The 17368-nt window shown below is 65.1% G+C and carries 12 protein-coding genes and 1 tRNA gene; 5 read left to right on the top strand and 8 right to left on the bottom strand.

Translation table 11 applies throughout. The annotated features are described in order from the left end of the window. Positions 1-234: 234 nt before the first annotated feature. Positions 235-1227, top strand: coding sequence for a cysteine synthase A (gene cysK, locus IP86_RS15875; protein ID WP_054163506.1), 993 nt, complete (start codon positions 235-237; stop codon positions 1225-1227). A 387-nt stretch (positions 1228-1614) separates the two neighbouring features. Here cysK and glgA read toward each other — a convergent pair whose 3' ends face one another. The 6 genes from glgA to IP86_RS15840 all read right to left on the bottom strand — a co-directional run bounded on the left by glgA (position 1615) and on the right by IP86_RS15840 (position 9948). After that, complete coding sequence (gene glgA / locus IP86_RS15870) at positions 1615-3066, bottom strand: glycogen synthase GlgA (RefSeq protein WP_054163505.1); 1452 nt, start codon at positions 3064-3066, stop codon at positions 1615-1617. Then, a complete protein-coding gene (gene glgC, locus IP86_RS15865; protein WP_054163504.1) occupies positions 3063-4325 on the bottom strand; it encodes a glucose-1-phosphate adenylyltransferase in 1263 nt (420 codons plus the stop codon). The genes glgA and glgC overlap by 4 nt, the downstream gene beginning before the upstream one ends. Before the next feature lie 290 nt (positions 4326-4615). Beyond that, complete coding sequence (locus tag IP86_RS15855) at positions 4616-6928, bottom strand: FdhF/YdeP family oxidoreductase (protein ID WP_054163519.1); 2313 nt, start codon at positions 6926-6928, stop codon at positions 4616-4618. 122 nt (positions 6929-7050) lie between these two features. Beyond that, positions 7051-7989, bottom strand: coding sequence for a 1-phosphofructokinase family hexose kinase (locus tag IP86_RS15850; protein WP_054163502.1), 939 nt, complete (start codon positions 7987-7989; stop codon positions 7051-7053). 263 nt (positions 7990-8252) lie between these two features. After that, positions 8253-9077, bottom strand: a complete 825-nt coding sequence (locus IP86_RS15845; RefSeq protein ID WP_054163501.1) for a universal stress protein — start codon at positions 9075-9077, stop codon at positions 8253-8255. 139 nt (positions 9078-9216) lie between these two features. Next, positions 9217-9948, bottom strand: a complete 732-nt coding sequence (locus IP86_RS15840; RefSeq protein WP_054163500.1) for a protein-L-isoaspartate(D-aspartate) O-methyltransferase — start codon at positions 9946-9948, stop codon at positions 9217-9219. Positions 9949-10203: 255 nt separating this feature from the next. On the opposite strand from IP86_RS15840, the gene IP86_RS15835 reads away from it, so the two are divergent. The 4 genes from IP86_RS15835 (at position 10204) to IP86_RS15820 (ending at position 14874) form a co-directional block, all read left to right on the top strand. Then, positions 10204-10425 (top strand): ChaB family protein, encoded by a 222-nt coding sequence (locus IP86_RS15835; RefSeq protein ID WP_054163499.1) that lies wholly within the window; start codon positions 10204-10206, stop codon positions 10423-10425. A 72-nt stretch (positions 10426-10497) separates the two neighbouring features. Continuing rightward, positions 10498-11481, top strand: a complete 984-nt coding sequence (locus tag IP86_RS15830) for a zinc-dependent alcohol dehydrogenase family protein (RefSeq protein ID WP_054163498.1) — start codon at positions 10498-10500, stop codon at positions 11479-11481. Positions 11482-11599: 118 nt separating this feature from the next. After that, entirely contained in the window at positions 11600-12037 is a 438-nt protein-coding gene (gene trxC / locus IP86_RS15825) for a thioredoxin TrxC (RefSeq protein WP_054163497.1), read from the top strand. Positions 12038-12363: 326 nt separating this feature from the next. After that, entirely contained in the window at positions 12364-14874 is a 2511-nt protein-coding gene (locus IP86_RS15820; RefSeq protein ID WP_054163496.1) for a sensor domain-containing protein, read from the top strand. A 59-nt stretch (positions 14875-14933) separates the two neighbouring features. Here the strand turns inward: IP86_RS15820 and IP86_RS28750 are convergent, their stop codons facing one another. Then, the gene (locus tag IP86_RS28750) at positions 14934-16763 is read right to left on the bottom strand and encodes a hypothetical protein (protein WP_156332526.1); all 1830 of its coding nucleotides are present in this window, start codon (positions 16761-16763) and stop codon (positions 14934-14936) included. 211 nt (positions 16764-16974) lie between these two features. Beyond that, a tRNA-Glu gene (locus IP86_RS15810) sits at positions 16975-17049 on the bottom strand. Positions 17050-17368: the final 319 nt, after the last annotated feature.

The raw sequence follows: 17368 nt of genomic DNA, 5'->3' as shown, positions 1-17368 counted from the left end.
GATACTACAGCCAGCGTGACGCCGTTGTGAAGGGCGACGGACGAATTGGCAGCCATTCGGCTGCGGGATTTCCGTCCCCCATCGGGAGTTGCCGGGAGAATGGTCGTTCCGGAACACGCTGGCGCGGAGGCGATTGTTCCATATTTACCGGCCGCGTTGACGACCGCGTGATCCGCATATCAGATGAGTAGCAAACAGCTCTCCCTTCGACCCTGATTCAGCCAGGAGACGTCCATGTCCACTGCAGCAACCGCTTCCATCAAACCCGCCGCGCCCGCGCATCAGCCCGGCCGCGGCCGGGTCTACGACTCGATCGCCGAGGCCTATGGCGATACGCCGCTGGTGCGGCTGAACCGGCTGCCGGGGCTGAACGGCGTCAAGGCGACCATCCTGGCCAAGCTGGAATATTTCAACCCGGCCTCCAGCGTGAAGGACCGTATCGGAGCCGCGATGATCGCCGCGATGGAGCGCGAAGGCATCATCAAGCCCGACACCATCCTGATCGAGCCGACCTCCGGCAACACCGGCATCGCGCTGGCCTTCGTGGCCGCCGCCAAGGGCTACCGGCTGAAGCTGGTGATGCCGGAATCGATGTCGATCGAGCGCCGCAAGATGCTGGCCTTCCTCGGCGCCGAGCTGGTGCTGACCGAGGCCGCCAAAGGCATGAAGGGCGCCATCGCCAAGGCCGAGGAGCTGATCGCCTCGACGCCGAACGCGGTGATGCCGCAGCAGTTCAAGAACCTCGCCAACCCCGAGGTGCATCGCCGCACCACCGCGGAAGAGATCTGGAACGACACCGACGGCCACATCGACATCTTCGTCGCCGGCGTCGGCACCGGCGGCACCGTCACGGGCGTCGGTCAGGTGCTGAAGCCGCGCAAGCCGTCGATCAAGATCGTCGCGGTCGAGCCGGAGGAAAGCCCGGTGCTGTCGGGCGGTGCGCCCGGCCCGCACAAGATCCAGGGCATCGGCGCCGGCTTCGTGCCGGACATTCTCGATCGTTCGGTGATCGACGAGGTGGTGAAGATCGCCGGCCCGACCGCGATCGAGACCTCGCGGGCGCTCGCCCGCCACGAAGGCATCCCGGGCGGCATCTCGTCCGGCGCCGCGATCGCGGCCGCGATCGAACTCGGCAAGCGCCCGGAGAACGCCGGCAAGACCATCGTGGCGATCGTGCCGTCGTTCTCGGAACGCTATCTGTCGACCGCGCTGTTCGAGGGCGTGTAGGGCGGACTCGCCCCAGCGACGCGTCGAAGGTGGGCCAGGCGCTGGTCCCACAAAAGCCAGTCATCGCCCGGCTTGACCGGGCGACCCAGTATGGCAGAGCGCCCGCGTTGTGAGCACGGGGCGTGACAACGAGCTCACTGGGATACTGGATCCCCGCATTCGCGGGGATGACAGCTGAGGATGGGGGGGCGCTTCCATATGAGCCACAGCCCAAGCCCGATGATAGCCGCCCCAAGCACGTCAGTCCGGGGCGCCGCGGAGCGGCGAACCCGGAATCTCAGTTGGTGTGCGCGACTGAGCCGGAGATTCCGGGTTCGCTCCGCTTCGCGGAGCGCCCCGGAGTGACTCGGGGAGAGGCGGATATCCGTAACTGCAGCTCCGTAAGCTTCAGTGCTCCGCCACCAGCTCGCGATACAGTTTCGCGTAGTGCTGCGCCGGGTTCTTCCACGACACATCCGTGGTCATGCCGTTGATCTGCAGATTGCGCCAGGTGGTGTGGTCGGCGTAGAGCGCGCGGGTCTTGGTCAGGGCCTTGGCCAGCATCTCCGCCGTCACCGGCGAGAACTGCACGCCGGTCGCCACCCCGGTGGCGATCGCCATCTGGTTGGCGTCCACCACCGTATCGGCGAGGCCCCCGACCCGCGCCACCACCGGCACCGCGCCGTAGCGCAGTGCGCACAGCTGAGTCAGGCCGCAAGGCTCGAACCGCGACGGCACCAGCAGCACATCGGCGCCGGCCTGGACCTGATGCGCGAGCGCCTCGTCATAGCCGATCACCGCGCCGACCTGACCTGGATGCGCCAACGACGCCGCGCGAAACCCGTCCTCGAGCGGCGCGTCGCCCGAGCCGAGCAGCGCCAGCTGGGTGCCCTCCGCCAAGAGGCCCGGCAGCACCTCCAGCAGCATGTCCAGGCCCTTCTGCCACGACAGCCGGCTGACCACGCCGAGCAGCAGCGCCCCCGGATCGGTCTTCAGCCCGAACCGCGTCTGCAGCGCCTGCTTGTTGCGGGCGCGCGCGCCGATCGTTTCCAGATCATAGGTGACGGGGATCAGCTCGTCGGTGGCCGGGTCCCACACCTTGGTGTCGACGCCGTTGAGAATGCCGCTCAGCCGGTCGGCGCGCAGCCGCAGCAGTCCTTCGAGGCCCATGCCGGCCTCGGTGTTCTGGATTTCCTGCGCGTAGGTCGGCGACACCGTGGTGATGCGGTCGGCGAGTTGCAGGCCCGCCTTGAGATAGCCGATGCCACCCCAATATTCGACGCCGTCGAGGCTGAAGGCACGCGCCGGCAGCCCGAGCCGCTCCAGCAGCTCGCGTTCGAACCGGCCCTGATAGGCGAGGTTGTGAATGGTGAAGACGGTCTTCGGCCCCGGCCGACCCGAATATCGCACATAGGCCGGCACCAGCCCGGCCTGCCAATCATGCGCGTGCAGCACGTCAGGCGCGAAACCCGGCAGCAGCCCTTGGCCGATCTGGGCGCCGACCTGCGCCAACGCGGCGAAGCGGAAGGCGTTGTCGGGCCAGTCCTTGGCGTCCGGTCCGACATAGGGATTGCCAGGGCGGACATAGAGATGCGGCGCGTCGAGCACCAACAGCTCGAGCTCCTCGCAGCGCGCCGCGAGCAGCCGCGCGCTGCCGCCGAACAGATCGGCGAAGCTGTACACCACCTGCGGCGGCTCGATGCCGCCGAGCACGGCCGGATAGCCCGGCACCAGCGTGCGCATCGCGATGCCGTGCGGCTTCAGCGCGGTCGGCAGCGCGCCGGTGACGTCGGCGAGACCGCCGGTCTTGATCAGCGGGAAAATTTCCGACGCGATCGACAGCGCCGTCAGGGAGGTCATTGCTCGAGCTTCTCGATCATGGCGCGGGTGATCAGACAGATGCCGTTGTCGGTGCGCCTGAACCGTTTGGCATCGAGCTCCGGATCTTCACCGACCACGAGACCGGGCGGCAGCTTGACCTCGGCGTCGACCACCACGTTCTTCAGCCGGCACGACCGGGCGATGTCCGCATAGGGCAGGATCACCGCGCCTTCGACATGCGAATAGGAATGCACGCGCACGCCGGTGAACAGCAGCGTGTGGCGCAACGAAGCGCCGGAGATGATGCAGCCGCCCGACACCAGCGACGACACCGCCTCGCCGCGGCGGCCATCCTTGTCGTGGACGAATTTGGCCGGCGGTGTGATCTCCCCATAGGTCCAGATCGGCCATTCGCGATCGTACAGATCGAGCTGCGGCACGATGTCGGTGAGGTCGATGTTCGCCGCCCAATAGGCGTCGACGGTGCCGACGTCACGCCAATAGCTGGTCGCCTCGGAGTTCGAGCGCCGGCACGATTTGTCGAACAGATGCGCGACGGCTTTGCCGTGCTTGACGATGTAGGGGATGATGTCCTTGCCGAAATCGTGCGACGAATTCGGATCGGCCGCATCGCGGCGCAATTCGTCGAGCAGGAATTTGGTGTCGAACACGTAGATGCCCATGCTGGCGAGCGACTTGTCGGGCTTGCCGGGCATCGCGGGCGGATCGGACGGCTTCTCCAGGAACGACTTGATGACGTCGTTGGCGTCGACATGCATCACGCCGAAGGCGCGCGCCTCGCTGCGGTCGACCTCCAGGCAGCCGACCGTCACGTCGGCGCCCTGCTCGACGTGCTGCTGCAGCATCTTCTCGTAGTCCATCTTGTAGACGTGGTCGCCGGCCAAGAGCACGATGAACTTCGGATCGTAGCTCTCGATGATATCGATGTTCTGGTACACCGCATCCGCAGTGCCCCGGTACCACATGTCGTCGGAGACGCGCTGGCTCGCCGGCAGGATGTCGAAGCTCTCATTGCGCTCCGGCCGGAAGAAGTTCCAGCCGCGCTGCAGATGCCGGATCAGGCTGTGGGCCTTGTACTGCGTCGCGACCGCGATGCGACGGATGCCGGAATTGAGTGCGTTCGACAACGCGAAATCGATGATGCGGGACTTGCCGCCGAAATACACCGCCGGCTTGGCGCGCCAGTCGGTCAATTCCATCAACCGGCTTCCGCGCCCCCCTGCCAGCACATAGGCCATGGCGTGGCGGGCGAACGGAGCGGTGACACCTTGACTCATGAAGCCTCTCAATATGCCGTCCACGGCGGACGTTGCGGTTCAGGCGATCTGCCGCATCCGGCTTCGGCCGAGGGCCTGCGCCAGGCAGGCCTCAGTCTGGCGGACGCGGTGAAGCGTTGCAATGCCGCGGCGCGCGCGGCGGCGCGGCGAAATGACATTTCGGTCGACGGCTCGAAGGGCTTCGAGACGTCCGGGATGGCATGATTCGACGACCACCGATTTGCGCCGAATCATCCCAGAGCGACGATCGACGCAAGTGAACTTCCGATGACGCACGCGGGCCACGTGCTTCAGGCGCGAATCCGCACCGGCACCGATTTGTTGGCGGGGGTTTTCGATTCCTTGTCGTGGTGGGTCAGCGGGATCAGCGGATTGAGCTCGGGGTAGTAGCCGGCGAGGCAGCCGTCCGGCAGCCGGAACGGCGTCACCTTGAGAGGCCCGACCTCGCGATGCAGGCCGTCGGCCGCGTCGCTCTCCAGCCAGACCATCTGGCCGTCGGTGAGTCCGGCGCGCGCGATTTCGTCCGGATTGATCAGCAGCACGTCGCGGCGGCCTTCGATGCCGCGCAGCCGGTCGCTCATGCCGTAGATCGTGGTGTTGAACTGGTCGTTGGAGCGCAGCGTGACCAGCCGGTAGCGGCCCGGCGCATCCTGAAAGCCGATCGAGCTCAGCATCTGCGGCGTGGTGAACTCGGCTTTGCCGCTCTCGGTCTTCCAGATCCGCTCGCGCGCCGCGTTGCCTTTGTAGAAGCCGCCCCGCGTGAACATCCGGCCGTTGAAGTCGTGGAACATGTCCGGATAGCTCTCGGCGATCAGATCGCGCACCAATCCATAGTCGCCGACCCATTCGTCCCAACGCACTTTCGGATTCGACGGCAGCGTCGCCTTGGCGATGCCGGCGACGATCGCCAGCTCGGACTTCAGGTTGGCGCTGGCCGGACGGCGCAGCCCGATCGAGCCCTGGATGCAGCTGAAGGTGTCTTCCATCGTCACCGCCTGCGGGCCACTGGCCTGCACGTCCTGTTCGGTGCGGCCGAGGCACGGCAGCAGATAGGCGACCTGGCCGTTGACCAGATGGCTGCGGTTGAGCTTGGTGGCGATCTGGACGGTGAGCTGCATCCGCGTCCAGGCCTTCTCCAACACCTCCTGGTCCGGGATCGCACGGACGAAATTGCCGCCGAGCCCGATGAACGCCTTGACCTTGCCTTCGAGCAGGCCGTGGCAGGCCTCGACCGTGTTCATCCCCTTGTCGCGCGGCGGGGTGAAGCCGAACTGCTCGGCCATCTTGTCGAGCGGCACCAGCTCGGGCTTTTCCGAAATGCCGACGGTGCGCTGGCCTTGCACATTGGAATGGCCGCGCACCGGGGAGATGCCGGTGCCGTCGCGGCCGATATTGCCCTTAAGCAGCAACAAATTGACCAGCATCGCGACGTTCTCGAAGCCGTGCACATGCTGGGTCAGGCCCATGCCGTAGATGCCGATGACCCGGTCGGCTTCGACATACACCTGCGCGGCAGCTTCGATCGCGGCGCGGCTGAGCCCCGACTCGGCTTCGATCTGTTGCCACGGCGTCGCCCGCACCTTGGCCTCGAATTCGTCGAGCCCGTGCGTGTGCGCCGCGATGAACGCGACGTCGAGCACGCGCTTGCCTTGGAGCTTCGCTTCGTCGTCCTTGGCGAAGACGTGCTTGCACATGCCGAGCAGCACCGCGATGTCGCCGCCCGCCTTGACCTGATGATACTGGCTCGAGATCGGCGTCTCACGCCCGGTCAACATCTCGGTCGGGCTCTGCGGATTGACGAAGCTCTCCAGGCCTTTCTCGCGCAACGGATTGAACGTCACGATCGGCACGCCGCGCTTGGCAGCTTCCTGCAGCGGATGCAGGAAGCGCGGGCTGTTCGAGCCGGTGTTCTGGCCGAAGAAGAACATCGCGTCGCACTTCGCCAGATCGTCGAACACCACCGTGCCGACACCGACCCCGATCGTCTTCTTCAGCGCCACCGAGGTGGTCTCGTGGCACATGTTGGAGCTGTCCGGCAGATTGTTGTTGCCGTACAGCCGGGCGAACAGCCCGTAGAGATAGGACGTCTCCAGGCTGGCGCGGCCAGACGCGTAGAAAATCACCGATTTCGGATCGAGCGCGCGCAGATGCTCGCCGATGGCCTGGAACGCCTCGTCCCAGCCGCAGGGTACGTAGCGATCGGTCGCCGGATCGTAGCGCAGCGGGTCGGTGAGACGCCCCTGCATTTCGAGGTCGTGGTCGCTCCAGCCGCGCAATTCGGTGACGGTATGGTCGGCGAAAAACTCCGGCGTGCAGCGTGCGGTGGTCAGCTCCCACAGCGTCGCCTTGGCGCCGTTCTCGCAGAATTCGAAGGTGTGGTAGTCGGCCGGCTTGGCCCACGAGCATGACACGCACATGAAGCCTTTCGGCTTGTTCTGGCGCATCAGCGTCTCGATCACCGTCGGCGTATTCCATTCCTTGCCGAAGATGCGCGCGATTCCCTCCAGCGAGCCCCAGCCGCCGGCCGGGCCGTCATACTCGACGGTACGGTCGCCGGATTCGGGAAGGTCCGCTTCGTGAAGTCGGGTGTCGTCCTGGGCCATGTTCCGCTCCTCGCCGGCGTGCACGCGCAGCGGGCGGACAACAGGCCGTTCCGGCAACAGTTCCGAAATGAACGACGACGCTCCCGATTGTGAGCGCCGACAGCGCCCGAAAGCGCAACGCCTTACAGGCGCTCGATCACCACCTCGCGGCACAGCCGCTCGACATCGGCCGGCCGGCACAATTCGGTGCCGTGCATGGTCAGCGAAGCCGAGCCCGAGGCGAGCGCGCGGCGGAAGCCGTCCTCGATCGACCAGCCTTGCGCCAGACTGTAGGCAATCGCGCCGAGAAAGCTGTCGCCGGCCCCCACCGTCGAGACCTGAGCCACCGGCAGCGCCGGTGAGCGCAGCGCCTCGTCCTTGGTCACCAGCAGCGCGCCGAGATGGCCGAGCGACAGCGCCACGATCTCGACCTTGCCGGCCTCGATCTGCTGCCGCGCGGCGGCGACGTAGTCGGCGTCGTTGGCCAGCGGCCGGCCGGCGAGCTCCTGCATCTCGCGCAAATTCGGCTTGATCAGCGTGACGCCGTGCGCCAGCGCCGCCACCAGCGGCGCGCCGGAGGTGTCGAGAAAGAATTTCGCGCCGATCCGCTTCGCCACCGCGGCGGCCTGGGCGTAGAAATCAGTCGGCACGCCGGGCGGCAGGCTGCCACTGCCGACCACGATTTTCGGCGCCGGGTCGGTGCCGCCGAGAATCTCCAGCAGCCCGCGCCATTCGCTTTCTGCCAGCGGCAGCCCCGGCAGCACGAAGCGGAATTGCTGGCCGGTCGCGGCCTCGGTGACGGAAAAATCCTCGCGGGTCTCGGCCTCGGACTCGACCACGCGGCTCGGGATCTGTTCGCGGTCGAGCAGCGAGCGCAGCAGCCGGCCGGTGAAGCCGCCGGCCGGATAGATCGCCTCGACGTCGCCGCCGAACCGCTTCACCACCCGCGCCACATTGATGCCGCCGCCGCCCGGATCGCGCTGCTGCGCCGCGCAGCGCAGCTTGCGGCTGGGCACCAGGCGTTCGATCGAGGTCGACAGGTCGATCGCCGGGTTGGGGGTGAGGGTCACGATATCGACCATCGCGGACGGTCTCCGAATCTGGCGTGCTGAGGGAAAGTCCAGAGCCGGGACGTCTGGACGAGCGAAGGACGGGACGGCGGGCGGCATAGGCGCGCCCGCCGCGGGCACCAGATCAAGTCTGGCGCGCCGCCCCTGTTCTGCCGTTGACGCGCGTCAACCGGCCAGACGCCGCGATGTCGCAGCGGACCGGGACCTTGTCGGGCTGACCGCGTCGTCCACCCGAGGCGCGCGCGCAGCGAGCCTCGGATGCAACGACACCCGCCTCAATGCGACATCAGCACCGGCACGGTCATCGACGCCAGCATCTCGCGGGTAACGCCGCCGAGCACGAATTCGCGCAGCCGCGAATGGCCGTAGCCGCCCATCACCAGCAGGTCGGCGGCGGTGTCGGCGACGTGCGACAGGATGGTGCCGGAGACGCTGACATCCGGCGCGGTGATCACCTTGATGTCCAGCTTGATGCCGTGGCGTGCGAGGTGATTGGCCATCTCGATGCCGCGCAGTTCGCTGTCGTCGCGCACCTTGTGGTCGCGCACGATCAGCAATTCGACCGCGGCGGCGCGGCGCAGGAACGGCCGCGCGTCGTTGATGGCGCGCGTCGCGGCGCGGCTGCCGTCCCAACCACACACCACGCGGTCGAGCTTGACGGCGTCCTTCTGGATGTAGGGCACGATCAGCACCGGCCGGCCGGAATCGAACAACACCTGCTCGATCAACACCTCGTTGTCGCCGTTCTCCGGATCGGACTGCATGATCACCGACAGGTCGAACCGCCGTGCCATCTTGGGGAAGCGGCCGGAGGTGCCGTACGGCGTCTCCAGCAGATGATGCTCGGCCGACACGCCCTCGCGCTTGCAGGCGGCCTCGAAGCGCTCGACGGCAGCGCGCGCCGCCGCCTCGTTGGCGGCCAGCATCTTGGTCAGCACGTCGGACGGAAAGTCCGGCATCGTGAAGCTCGGCAGCGAATCATACGCGAAGCAGACGCCGGAGACATGCGCGTCGAACGTCCGGGCGATCGCCAGCGCGACGTCGACGACCCGATCCCGCGACGCGCTCTGTTCGAGATTGACGATGAGATCCTTGATCATGGTACGTCCCCTTGGCGATGATCGATGGGCGGCGCAGCCGCCGGCGTGTGAACGAAAACCCGCAGGCGCGGTGCGCCGTGGCTGTATAGCATTCGCGGCGCGGCCCCGGCCGCCGCGCGATGTCGCGCCGCTGCAGCGCTCATGTGCGCCCCGTGCGGGGCAAGGCCGCATCGCGATCCGCCGCGTCCCAGCCCTCGGCGCCGATCAGCGGCACGAAGCGGACGTCGGTGAGCGTCTCGACGAAGTAATCGCTGTCGGACCTGCGGGTGACGCGCAGCAGTTTCTGGCCGAGCTGATCGGCGCCGACCGGCATCACCAGCCGTCCGCCGATCGCCAGCTGCGCCTTCAGCGAGTCCGGCACCCGCGGGCCGCCGGCCGCGACCACGATCGCGGCGAACGGCGCGCGCTCCGGACAGCCGCGGCTGCCGTCACCGTGCCGCACCTCGACGTTGCGGATACCGAGCGCCGCAAGGGCGGTGCGGGCGCGATCGGCCAGCGGCTCCAGCCGCTCGATGCTGATCACGTCGCCGGCGATGGCGGCCAGCACGGCGGCCGCATAGCCGGAGCCGGTGCCGACCTCGAGCACGCGCTCTCCGCCTTCGAGCTGCAGCGCCGCGATCATGACGGCGACGATGTAGGGCTGGGAGATGGTCTGGTCGCCGCCGATCGGCAAAGGCGAGTCGTCATAGGCATGCGCACGCGTGAGATTCGGCACGAAAGCCTCGCGCGGCACCTTGGCGATCGCCGCCAGCACGAGCGGATCGGACACGCCGCGGGCGCGGATCTGCTGCTCGACCATGCGGGCGCGCTGCGCCGCGAAATCGCTCGCCGGTGCACGGCCCGATGAATGCCGAGACTCCGGAGATGCCATCGCACCCTCCCTGATCGCCGGCCGCTGCCATCGTCTCTTCCCGTCCGAGCCGCCATGATCCTAGAACCGGGCAGCGCTGTGGATTTGATCCGCATCAAGGACGGCACCGCGCCAGCCTCCCGGCGACGCGACGCTGCCGCATTCGGAAGCGAGCCTGCGCGGTGACGGAGCGCCGCTGGCCGGCCTTGGTCCGCCAACGCGCCGACGGCTGCAGGGTTCTGCGCCGCGCTTCGTTCGACGCAGGAAGGGAGCGACATGCCGTACGGTTCGACCGACGATCTGCCACCGCCGCTACAGGTGCGGCTGCCGCTGCACGCGCAGCAGATCTACGTGGCGGCGTTCAATAATGCTTTCACCGAATATCAGGATCGCGGTCCCGACGAACAGGAGAGCACCGCCCATCGTGTCGCCTGGGCGGCGGTGAAGAAGCAGTATCGCAAGCAGGGTGAAAACTGGGTGGCGCGCGAGCGGAAGTGAGTGCGCGGCTTTGATCGCCTGCCGTCCCGCGATAGACTGGCCCGATCGATCTCCGCGACCGGAGGACGCGCCATGGAGGCGATGGTCCTGACAGCGCCGAATACACCGTTACGTTGGCAGCAGCGCGCTACGCCGCGGCCGGGTGACGGCGAGGTGCTGGTGAGCGTCGCGGCCTGCGGCGTCTGCCGCACCGACCTGCACGTCGTGGATGGCGAACTGCCGGACATCCGCTATCCGATCATTCCCGGCCACGAGATCGTGGGCCGTATCGCCGAGATCGGCGCCGGCGTCACCGCTCACCGCATCGGCGACCGCGTCGGCATTCCATGGCTCGGTCACACCTGCGGGGTCTGCCGCTACTGCACCGGCGGGATGGAGAACCTGTGCGACGCGCCGCGGTTCACCGGCTACACCCGCGACGGCGGCTTCGCCACCCACGCCATCGCCGATGCGAACTACGCGTTCCCGCTCGGCGACGTCGGCGACGATGTGGCGATCGCACCGCTGCTGTGCGCCGGGCTGATCGGCTGGCGCTCGCTGGTGATCGCCGGGCCGGCGGAGCGGCTTGGTATCTACGGCTTCGGCGCCGCCGGGCACATCGTGGCGCAGGTCGCGCGCTGGCAGGGCCGGCAGGTCTACGCCTTCACCCGCGGCGGCGACCGCGCCGCGCAGGATTTCGCCCGCAGCCTCGGCGCGGTGTGGGCCGGCGCCTCGGAGGAGATGCCACCGCAGCCGCTCGACGCCGCCATCATCTACGCGCCGGTCGGCGGCCTGGTGCCGGCCGCGCTGAAGGCGGTGCGCAAAGGCGGCCGCGTGGTCTGCGCCGGCATCCATATGAGCGACATCCCGAGCTTCCCGTACGGCCTGCTGTGGGAGGAGCGGCAGCTGGTATCGGTGGCCAACCTCACCCGGCAGGACGGCGCCGATTTCCTGAAAGTGGCGCAGCAGGCCGGCATCCGCACCGAGACCCACGCGTTTCCGCTGCGCGATGCCAACGCGGTGCTGACCAAGCTGCGCGCCGGCGAACTGCTCGGCGCCGCGGTGCTGGTGCCGTAACTCCGCCTCACCTCGTCCTTGAGCAAAGCCATCCGGTTTCGAACCCGATGGCTCGTCGGCTTCGCCGTCTCGCAATGGCGCGGAACACAACTACATCTGTCCGCAAGGAGATCCGATCATGTCCGATCATCTGGTGGTGTGTACGCATTGCGGCGGCGTCAACCGGCTGCCGGAGCAGCGCCCGGCCCTCGACGGCAAATGCGGCAAGTGCGGCAACAAGCTGTTCGAGGGCCACCCGGCCGACGTCGGCGGCGAGCTGTTCGACAGGCAGCTGGCGCGGAGCAGCGTGCCGGTGCTGGTGGACGTCTGGGCGCCGTGGTGCGGGCCGTGCCGGGCGATGGCGCCGGCCTATGAGCAGGCGGCGCGCGAACTGGAGCCGAACGTGCGGCTGATCAAGCTGAACTCCGACAACGAGCAGCAGATCGCCGCCCGGCTCGGCATCCAGGGCATCCCGACCATGATCCTGTTCGACAACGGCCGCGAGCGGGCCCGGACGTCCGGCGCAATGCCGGCGCAGCAGATCGTGCGCTGGGTGCGGCAGCATCTGCCGGCGTGATCGGCTGTGCGGCGGAGCTCTGCCCCGCGGCGATGGAGCCGTCGGCGGTCGGCAAGATGCGCTGGCCGGAGGCCCGACGAGCGTTGCTTTCGATCCGAGTGGGGAGCTTCCCGCGCCGCATTGAGAGTTCGCCCGCAGATCGTCGGTTGATCGAATTCCCCGGTACCGACCAAGGGTCGAGGCTCCAAGACGGTTCCCTGTCGCGGTTCACTCAAATTATACCACGATGGCGAACGCGCTGATCTCATTGGGATTTGCCGCTCTGACCGGCAACCGCTCCATGGTACGGCTGTATCATGGTGCGGGTTCGTCTTGGTCGGGGGAAGATGGCCGTCGGTGGAGCGTCATTGCGGCAGCCGTACCCGCGAGAAGCGCGGGGGTGGCATCAGGAGTGGTCGCTGCGCCGCGCCATGGGGATGGGGCGCATCGCGTATTGGGAGTCGTTCAGCGCCGCTGCGACCGATTTCTGGATGTCGCCCGAATTCGCGTCGCTCTACGCCCGTCAGACACCCGGGTTCGCTCCGAGCGCCGCCATGCGCCAGCCCGATCCGGCCGAGAGCCGCACCGTTCTGTTCGCTCATTACGTGGCGTGCTGGACCGAGGGCCGGCCGTTTGCGGTCGAGACCAGATTTTTCAACTCCGATGGCAGCCTGCTCGATTGCATCGTGCAGGGCGAGCCGGAGTTCGACCCGAACGGCCAGGTGCAACGCGTGTTCGGTGTCGTCAGGGACGTGACTCCGCAGGCGTCTGCGCTCCGGCGCCTGGCCGAGAGCGAGCAGCGCTTCGCCGACTTCGTCAGCACCGCCTCCGACTGGTGCTGGGAGAGCGGCCCCGACCATCGGCTGCTGCCCTATCCGAAATCCGTCGATGGAAACGCCGCCCTGCAAACCGTCGCGTCGGGCGGCAAGGCGCGCTGGGAACTGTCGTTTGCGCCGGAAGACCAAGGCGCCATGGCGCTGCACCGCGGCGACATGGAAGCACGCCGCCCGTTCCGCGACTTCGTCTACACGTCGATCGGAGAGGACGGCTCGCGGATCTGTATCAGGACGAGCGGCAAGCCGATTTTCGCCGATGACGGGACGTTCCTCGGCTATCGCGGCACGGCGAGCGATATCACCCAGCTCGAAGCCGCCCGCGCTTTGCTCGACGAGCGCACCCGCGCGCTGGAAGAAGCGCATCGGCTCGGCCGGATCGGCACCTGGACTCATCGGCTGGATAGCGGCCGAACGGTCTGGTCGCCCGAACTCTATCAGCTGCTTGGCCTCGAGCCGGATGCGTTCGAGCCGACCTATGAGGGCACCAAGGCTTATTTTCTGGGCGACGACGCCGACCGTCTGCTGAGGATCCAGGCTCGCGTCCTGCGCAGCGGCAACACGGAATCCACCGACATCCGCATCCGGCACAGCGACGGCGCGCCGCGCGACCTGGCCATCATCTGCAAGGCCGAGATCGTCAGCGGCAAGCTCGTCGGCCTGATCGGCACCGCGCAGGACGTCACCGATCGCAAGGAAGCCGAACGCCGGCTCGAACTCCTGGCCTACACGGATCCGCTGACCGGACTCGCCAATCGCGCGCTGTTCAAACGCAGGCTCGCCGGTCTGTTCGAGACTCCGGCTGCGGACGACGGACACACGGCGCTGCTGCTGATCGACCTCGATCGCTTCAAGGAGGTCAACGATACGCTCGGCCATTCCACCGGCGACAGCCTGCTGGTTCACGTCGCGGGCGTGCTGAGACATGAGCTGGGTCCGCAGGCCTTCATCGCCCGGATCGGCGGCGATGAATTTGCGGTGCTGACGGACAGCCCCAGCGCCTCTGCCGAAGCGCCGGTCGCGCTGGCCGATCGGTTGATCGCTAAGTTGTCGGTGCCGGTCGAGCTCGCGGAGGGCGAGGCCTGCATCGGCGCCACCATCGGCATTGCCATCCTGCCGGAGCATGGCGCGACCGCCGAGAAAGCCTCGCGCAACGCCGACCTCGCGCTCTATATGGCCAAGGAGGCCGGGCGCGGACGGGCGCAGCTGTTCGAGCCGGTTTACGCCGAAGCGGTCGATCAAAAGCTCGACCTCGGCAGGCGGCTGCGCCACGCCGTCGAGAGCGGCGGCCTGCAGACGCATTATCAGCCGCAGATCGATCTGAAGACCGGCCGCGTCATCGGCTTCGAGGCGCTGCTGCGCTGGAGCCATCCGCAGCGCGGCCCAATCGCGCCCTCGGAGTTCATCCCGATTGCGGAGAGCACCGGCCTGATCGTCGATCTCGGCCATTGGGTGCTGCGCGATGCCTGCCGCCAGATGCGGAGTTGGCTCGATGCCGGCCTGCCGCCGCGCACGATTTCGGTGAACGTCTCGCCGGCGCAGATCTGGAACGGCGATTTCGAGAAGGTCGTCTCGACGGTGCTGGCCGAGACCGGCCTGCCGCCGGAGCTGCTCTGCCTGGAGCTGACCGAAAGCCTGTTCGTCGATCACACCAAGCAGAAGGTCAGCACGACGCTGGCGGCGCTGTCGAAGCTCGGCATCCGGCTGGCGCTCGACGATTTCGGCTCCGGCTATTCGTCGCTCGGCTATCTGACGCGGCTGCCGTTCAACTGCCTGAAGATCGACCGCTCCTTCGTCAGCGGCATCGCCACCGTGCCCGAGAAGCGCAAACTCCTCGGCGGCATCATCGCGCTGGCGCACGGCCTCGGCATGAGCGTGGTGGCCGAAGGCGCCGAGCTCGCCGAAGAGGTCGAACTGCTTGGCGCGTTCGATTGCGATTGTGTGCAGGGGTATGTGTTCGCGAGGCCGGTTGGGGCGGATAGGGCGGTGGAGGCGGCTGCGGAGATCGAAACGGGTAGACGATGAGAGGCGAAGGACCCATTAATTCTTGACGTACGCTCGTGATCAAGGCGTTGGGCCCTCTCTTATTCGCTCGGTCGAGCCACTAATTGGTGGAGATCTGCTCGATTCATACTTCTAGTATCAGATTTTGATAATCTCCGAAGCAAGATGCGATACGCAACTCCAATTTCGGAAACTACTCGATCAATATTCGATTGGCCCGACTCTCTTTGGGCACGACTTACGATAGCACTAATTGAGGCCTGAAAGTACTCAGCCATATTCAGAATTAGCGGATCGAGATAAGGAGGCTTTCGGCCGAGATGAACAAGTTGATTCCGTGCTCGATATATACGATGAACCTGCCAACTAACGCGCTTTTCGTGAGCGTCGATTGCATTTGCAGCAGCATTGACAGTCCCATAATCACGATTCAGCTTGAATAGCCGCTGAAGAGCGAGAGGATTATCTGCGCACAATCTACAAAGCTCCTTCTGCAGTGGCTCATTCTCCTGCAAACAGATCAAGGCTGCAAAATTCGTATGCGGATCTTCTTCTCTGAAAGAAGGCTCCTGTCGAAGGATCGTGACAAACGAACGACGATACGCCACGAGGAGCTCATCATAGATAGCAACAAATTGTCTCCGAACATGGCGAAGGCAAATGCAAGGGACTATTTGATGCACATAGCTGATAACTCGAGGCATTCCTGGATGCGGATCACTCAACAACACTTCAATAGCTGACCAAAGGGATATTAGTTGATTCTCTGTATTAGCTGAGCCCCTGGCCAATGCGGCAGTGTTTACGGAGCTTAGGAGGCGTTCTGTAGAGGGCCTGTCAAAATTCTCCATCAAGCGTTTAAAGAATTTTGTGTGCGAGCGCAGCCGGCGACCCGCTGTAAGTCGAGGCGGCCTGTCAAACGACAACTCCGGGACGGAATACGCTTTACCGGAGCCATCCGCTTTCCGCGAAACATACATCCAGGGATTCCAGCGACAATCCATGCCCTCTCGGCCCAAATAAGTCAGCGCACGAACATAAGTGAGCTGGCTTTGAACTAAGTCGACCGATCCGTAAGGGTCATTCGCCTTCTCGACTGAAACAACAACGGAATTCAATTCAGACACAAAATAGGGCTGCAGCGACTCTCTAGCGTGATCGCCGAGCTCTTCCCAATCCATTACTTGCCAGCCCAGCGACTTTAGTAAACGCGCGAGCTCCGAATTTACAGGAGAGAATACGTTAAATTCGACATCCTTAGTATCTAACTTTCTGAAGAACGTCTCGACGCTATTTCTATCAGCATCGCTCATATCCGGATCAAAGAATAACTCCTGTACAATCTCTCTGATCCAGTTTTTTGAGAAGCCGGAATTAACTAAGTGAGAACAGTAAAAGCCGCACGCTCGCCTTAAATCCAACTTTCGGTTTGGCTCATCGAAGATCGCTAGGAGATATCTTTCAATACGTAGCTTGTAATCCCTCTTCAGCAGACGCGCGATTACCCTAATGTTTGCAGCTAGATCCGCGAGAATAGCCTCCTGCTTGATTCCCTCCGAAAGAACTGAGATTTCATTAGGAGCAACACTCTTTGCAATCGGGTCCTTTTCAAAAGACCAAAGCACCTCCTCAAGTACTGGCTTCAGAGATGCTCGAGGAACTCGGTTAAGTTGGACATCGCGCATTAGGGCCAGCGCTTCACTCAACCTAGATACGGTATCAAGAGAATACACGCGGAAGCTCTCAAAGGGAGGCTCGGCGAGCATTTCATGAAGTGTCTGGGCGAACAGGAGAACTAAGCGTCCCTCTGTTTTGCTGGACCAAGCGTTCCGAGGAGGTTTCATGAATTTTTCTCCAAAGGCCCCAATCATTGAAACCGCACTCGAAATTGAAGGGCGATCCCGCAGCATGAGTTGCGACGAGACCTCACAACGCATCATGATTGATGAGAGCAGGCAAGAATATCGAGGCCCAGCGCGCTATACCTACTAAACCGCCGCTGAGAAGACTCCGAGTCGGCATTTCGTGGCACGCTTAAAAGTCTAGCTAAGAACTGTGCCAGCGCGATTGGTCAATCCAATTGCATCGCAATATTGCTTGGTGCGGGTAAAAGCTTGGCTCTGGCGCTCCCTAGGGGAATCGAACCCCTGTTTCAGCCTTGAGAGGGCCGCGTCCTAACCGCTAGACGAAGGGAGCGTGAGGCGCAGACCAATAGCCGCGAAACGGCGCGGCTGCAAGATCGCGGGCGGGCTTTTCCGAATCCGTCATGCCCGGGCTCGACCCGGACATCCATCCTTCAGATAATGGCCGTGCCTGTGGCCGTGGATGGCCGGGTCAAGCTCGGCCATGACGACTTTGGTGGAGCGGCGCAGCGGTCAACAGCGGGTGCTCGTCCTTCGAGACGCCCCGGCTTCGCCGGGCTCTTCAGAACCTAGCCGAAAATTCGATCCGAAATACGGCCTTGAATGTTCGTCATTGCGAGGAGCGAAGCGACGAAGCAATCCAGAAGCCCCGT

The organism is Rhodopseudomonas sp. AAP120, from assembly GCF_001295845.1.
Classification (GTDB): Bacteria; Pseudomonadota; Alphaproteobacteria; order Rhizobiales; family Xanthobacteraceae; genus Rhodopseudomonas.
The sequence above is the reverse complement of the archived record's forward strand: the minus strand, read 5'-3'. Positions and strand labels throughout refer to the sequence as shown.

What these genes read in the sequence shown, in the direction of transcription:
- cysK (WP_054163506.1), top strand. Translation starts at nt 235, where the DNA reads ATGTCCACTGCAGCAACCGCTTCCATCAAACCCGCCGCGCCCGCGCAT.
- glgA (WP_054163505.1), bottom strand. Translation starts at nt 3,066, where the DNA reads ATGACCTCCCTGACGGCGCTGTCGATCGCGTCGGAAATTTTCCCGCTG.
- glgC (WP_054163504.1), bottom strand. Translation starts at nt 4,325, where the DNA reads ATGAGTCAAGGTGTCACCGCTCCGTTCGCCCGCCACGCCATGGCCTAT.
- IP86_RS15855 (WP_054163519.1), bottom strand. Translation starts at nt 6,928, where the DNA reads ATGGCCCAGGACGACACCCGACTTCACGAAGCGGACCTTCCCGAATCC.
- IP86_RS15850 (WP_054163502.1), bottom strand. Translation starts at nt 7,989, where the DNA reads ATGGTCGATATCGTGACCCTCACCCCCAACCCGGCGATCGACCTGTCG.
- IP86_RS15845 (WP_054163501.1), bottom strand. Translation starts at nt 9,077, where the DNA reads ATGATCAAGGATCTCATCGTCAATCTCGAACAGAGCGCGTCGCGGGAT.
- IP86_RS15840 (WP_054163500.1), bottom strand. Translation starts at nt 9,948, where the DNA reads ATGGCATCTCCGGAGTCTCGGCATTCATCGGGCCGTGCACCGGCGAGC.
- IP86_RS15835 (WP_054163499.1), top strand. Translation starts at nt 10,204, where the DNA reads ATGCCGTACGGTTCGACCGACGATCTGCCACCGCCGCTACAGGTGCGG.
- IP86_RS15830 (WP_054163498.1), top strand. Translation starts at nt 10,498, where the DNA reads ATGGAGGCGATGGTCCTGACAGCGCCGAATACACCGTTACGTTGGCAG.
- trxC (WP_054163497.1), top strand. Translation starts at nt 11,600, where the DNA reads ATGTCCGATCATCTGGTGGTGTGTACGCATTGCGGCGGCGTCAACCGG.
- IP86_RS15820 (WP_054163496.1), top strand. Translation starts at nt 12,364, where the DNA reads ATGGCCGTCGGTGGAGCGTCATTGCGGCAGCCGTACCCGCGAGAAGCG.
- IP86_RS28750 (WP_156332526.1), bottom strand. Translation starts at nt 16,763, where the DNA reads ATGCTGCGGGATCGCCCTTCAATTTCGAGTGCGGTTTCAATGATTGGG.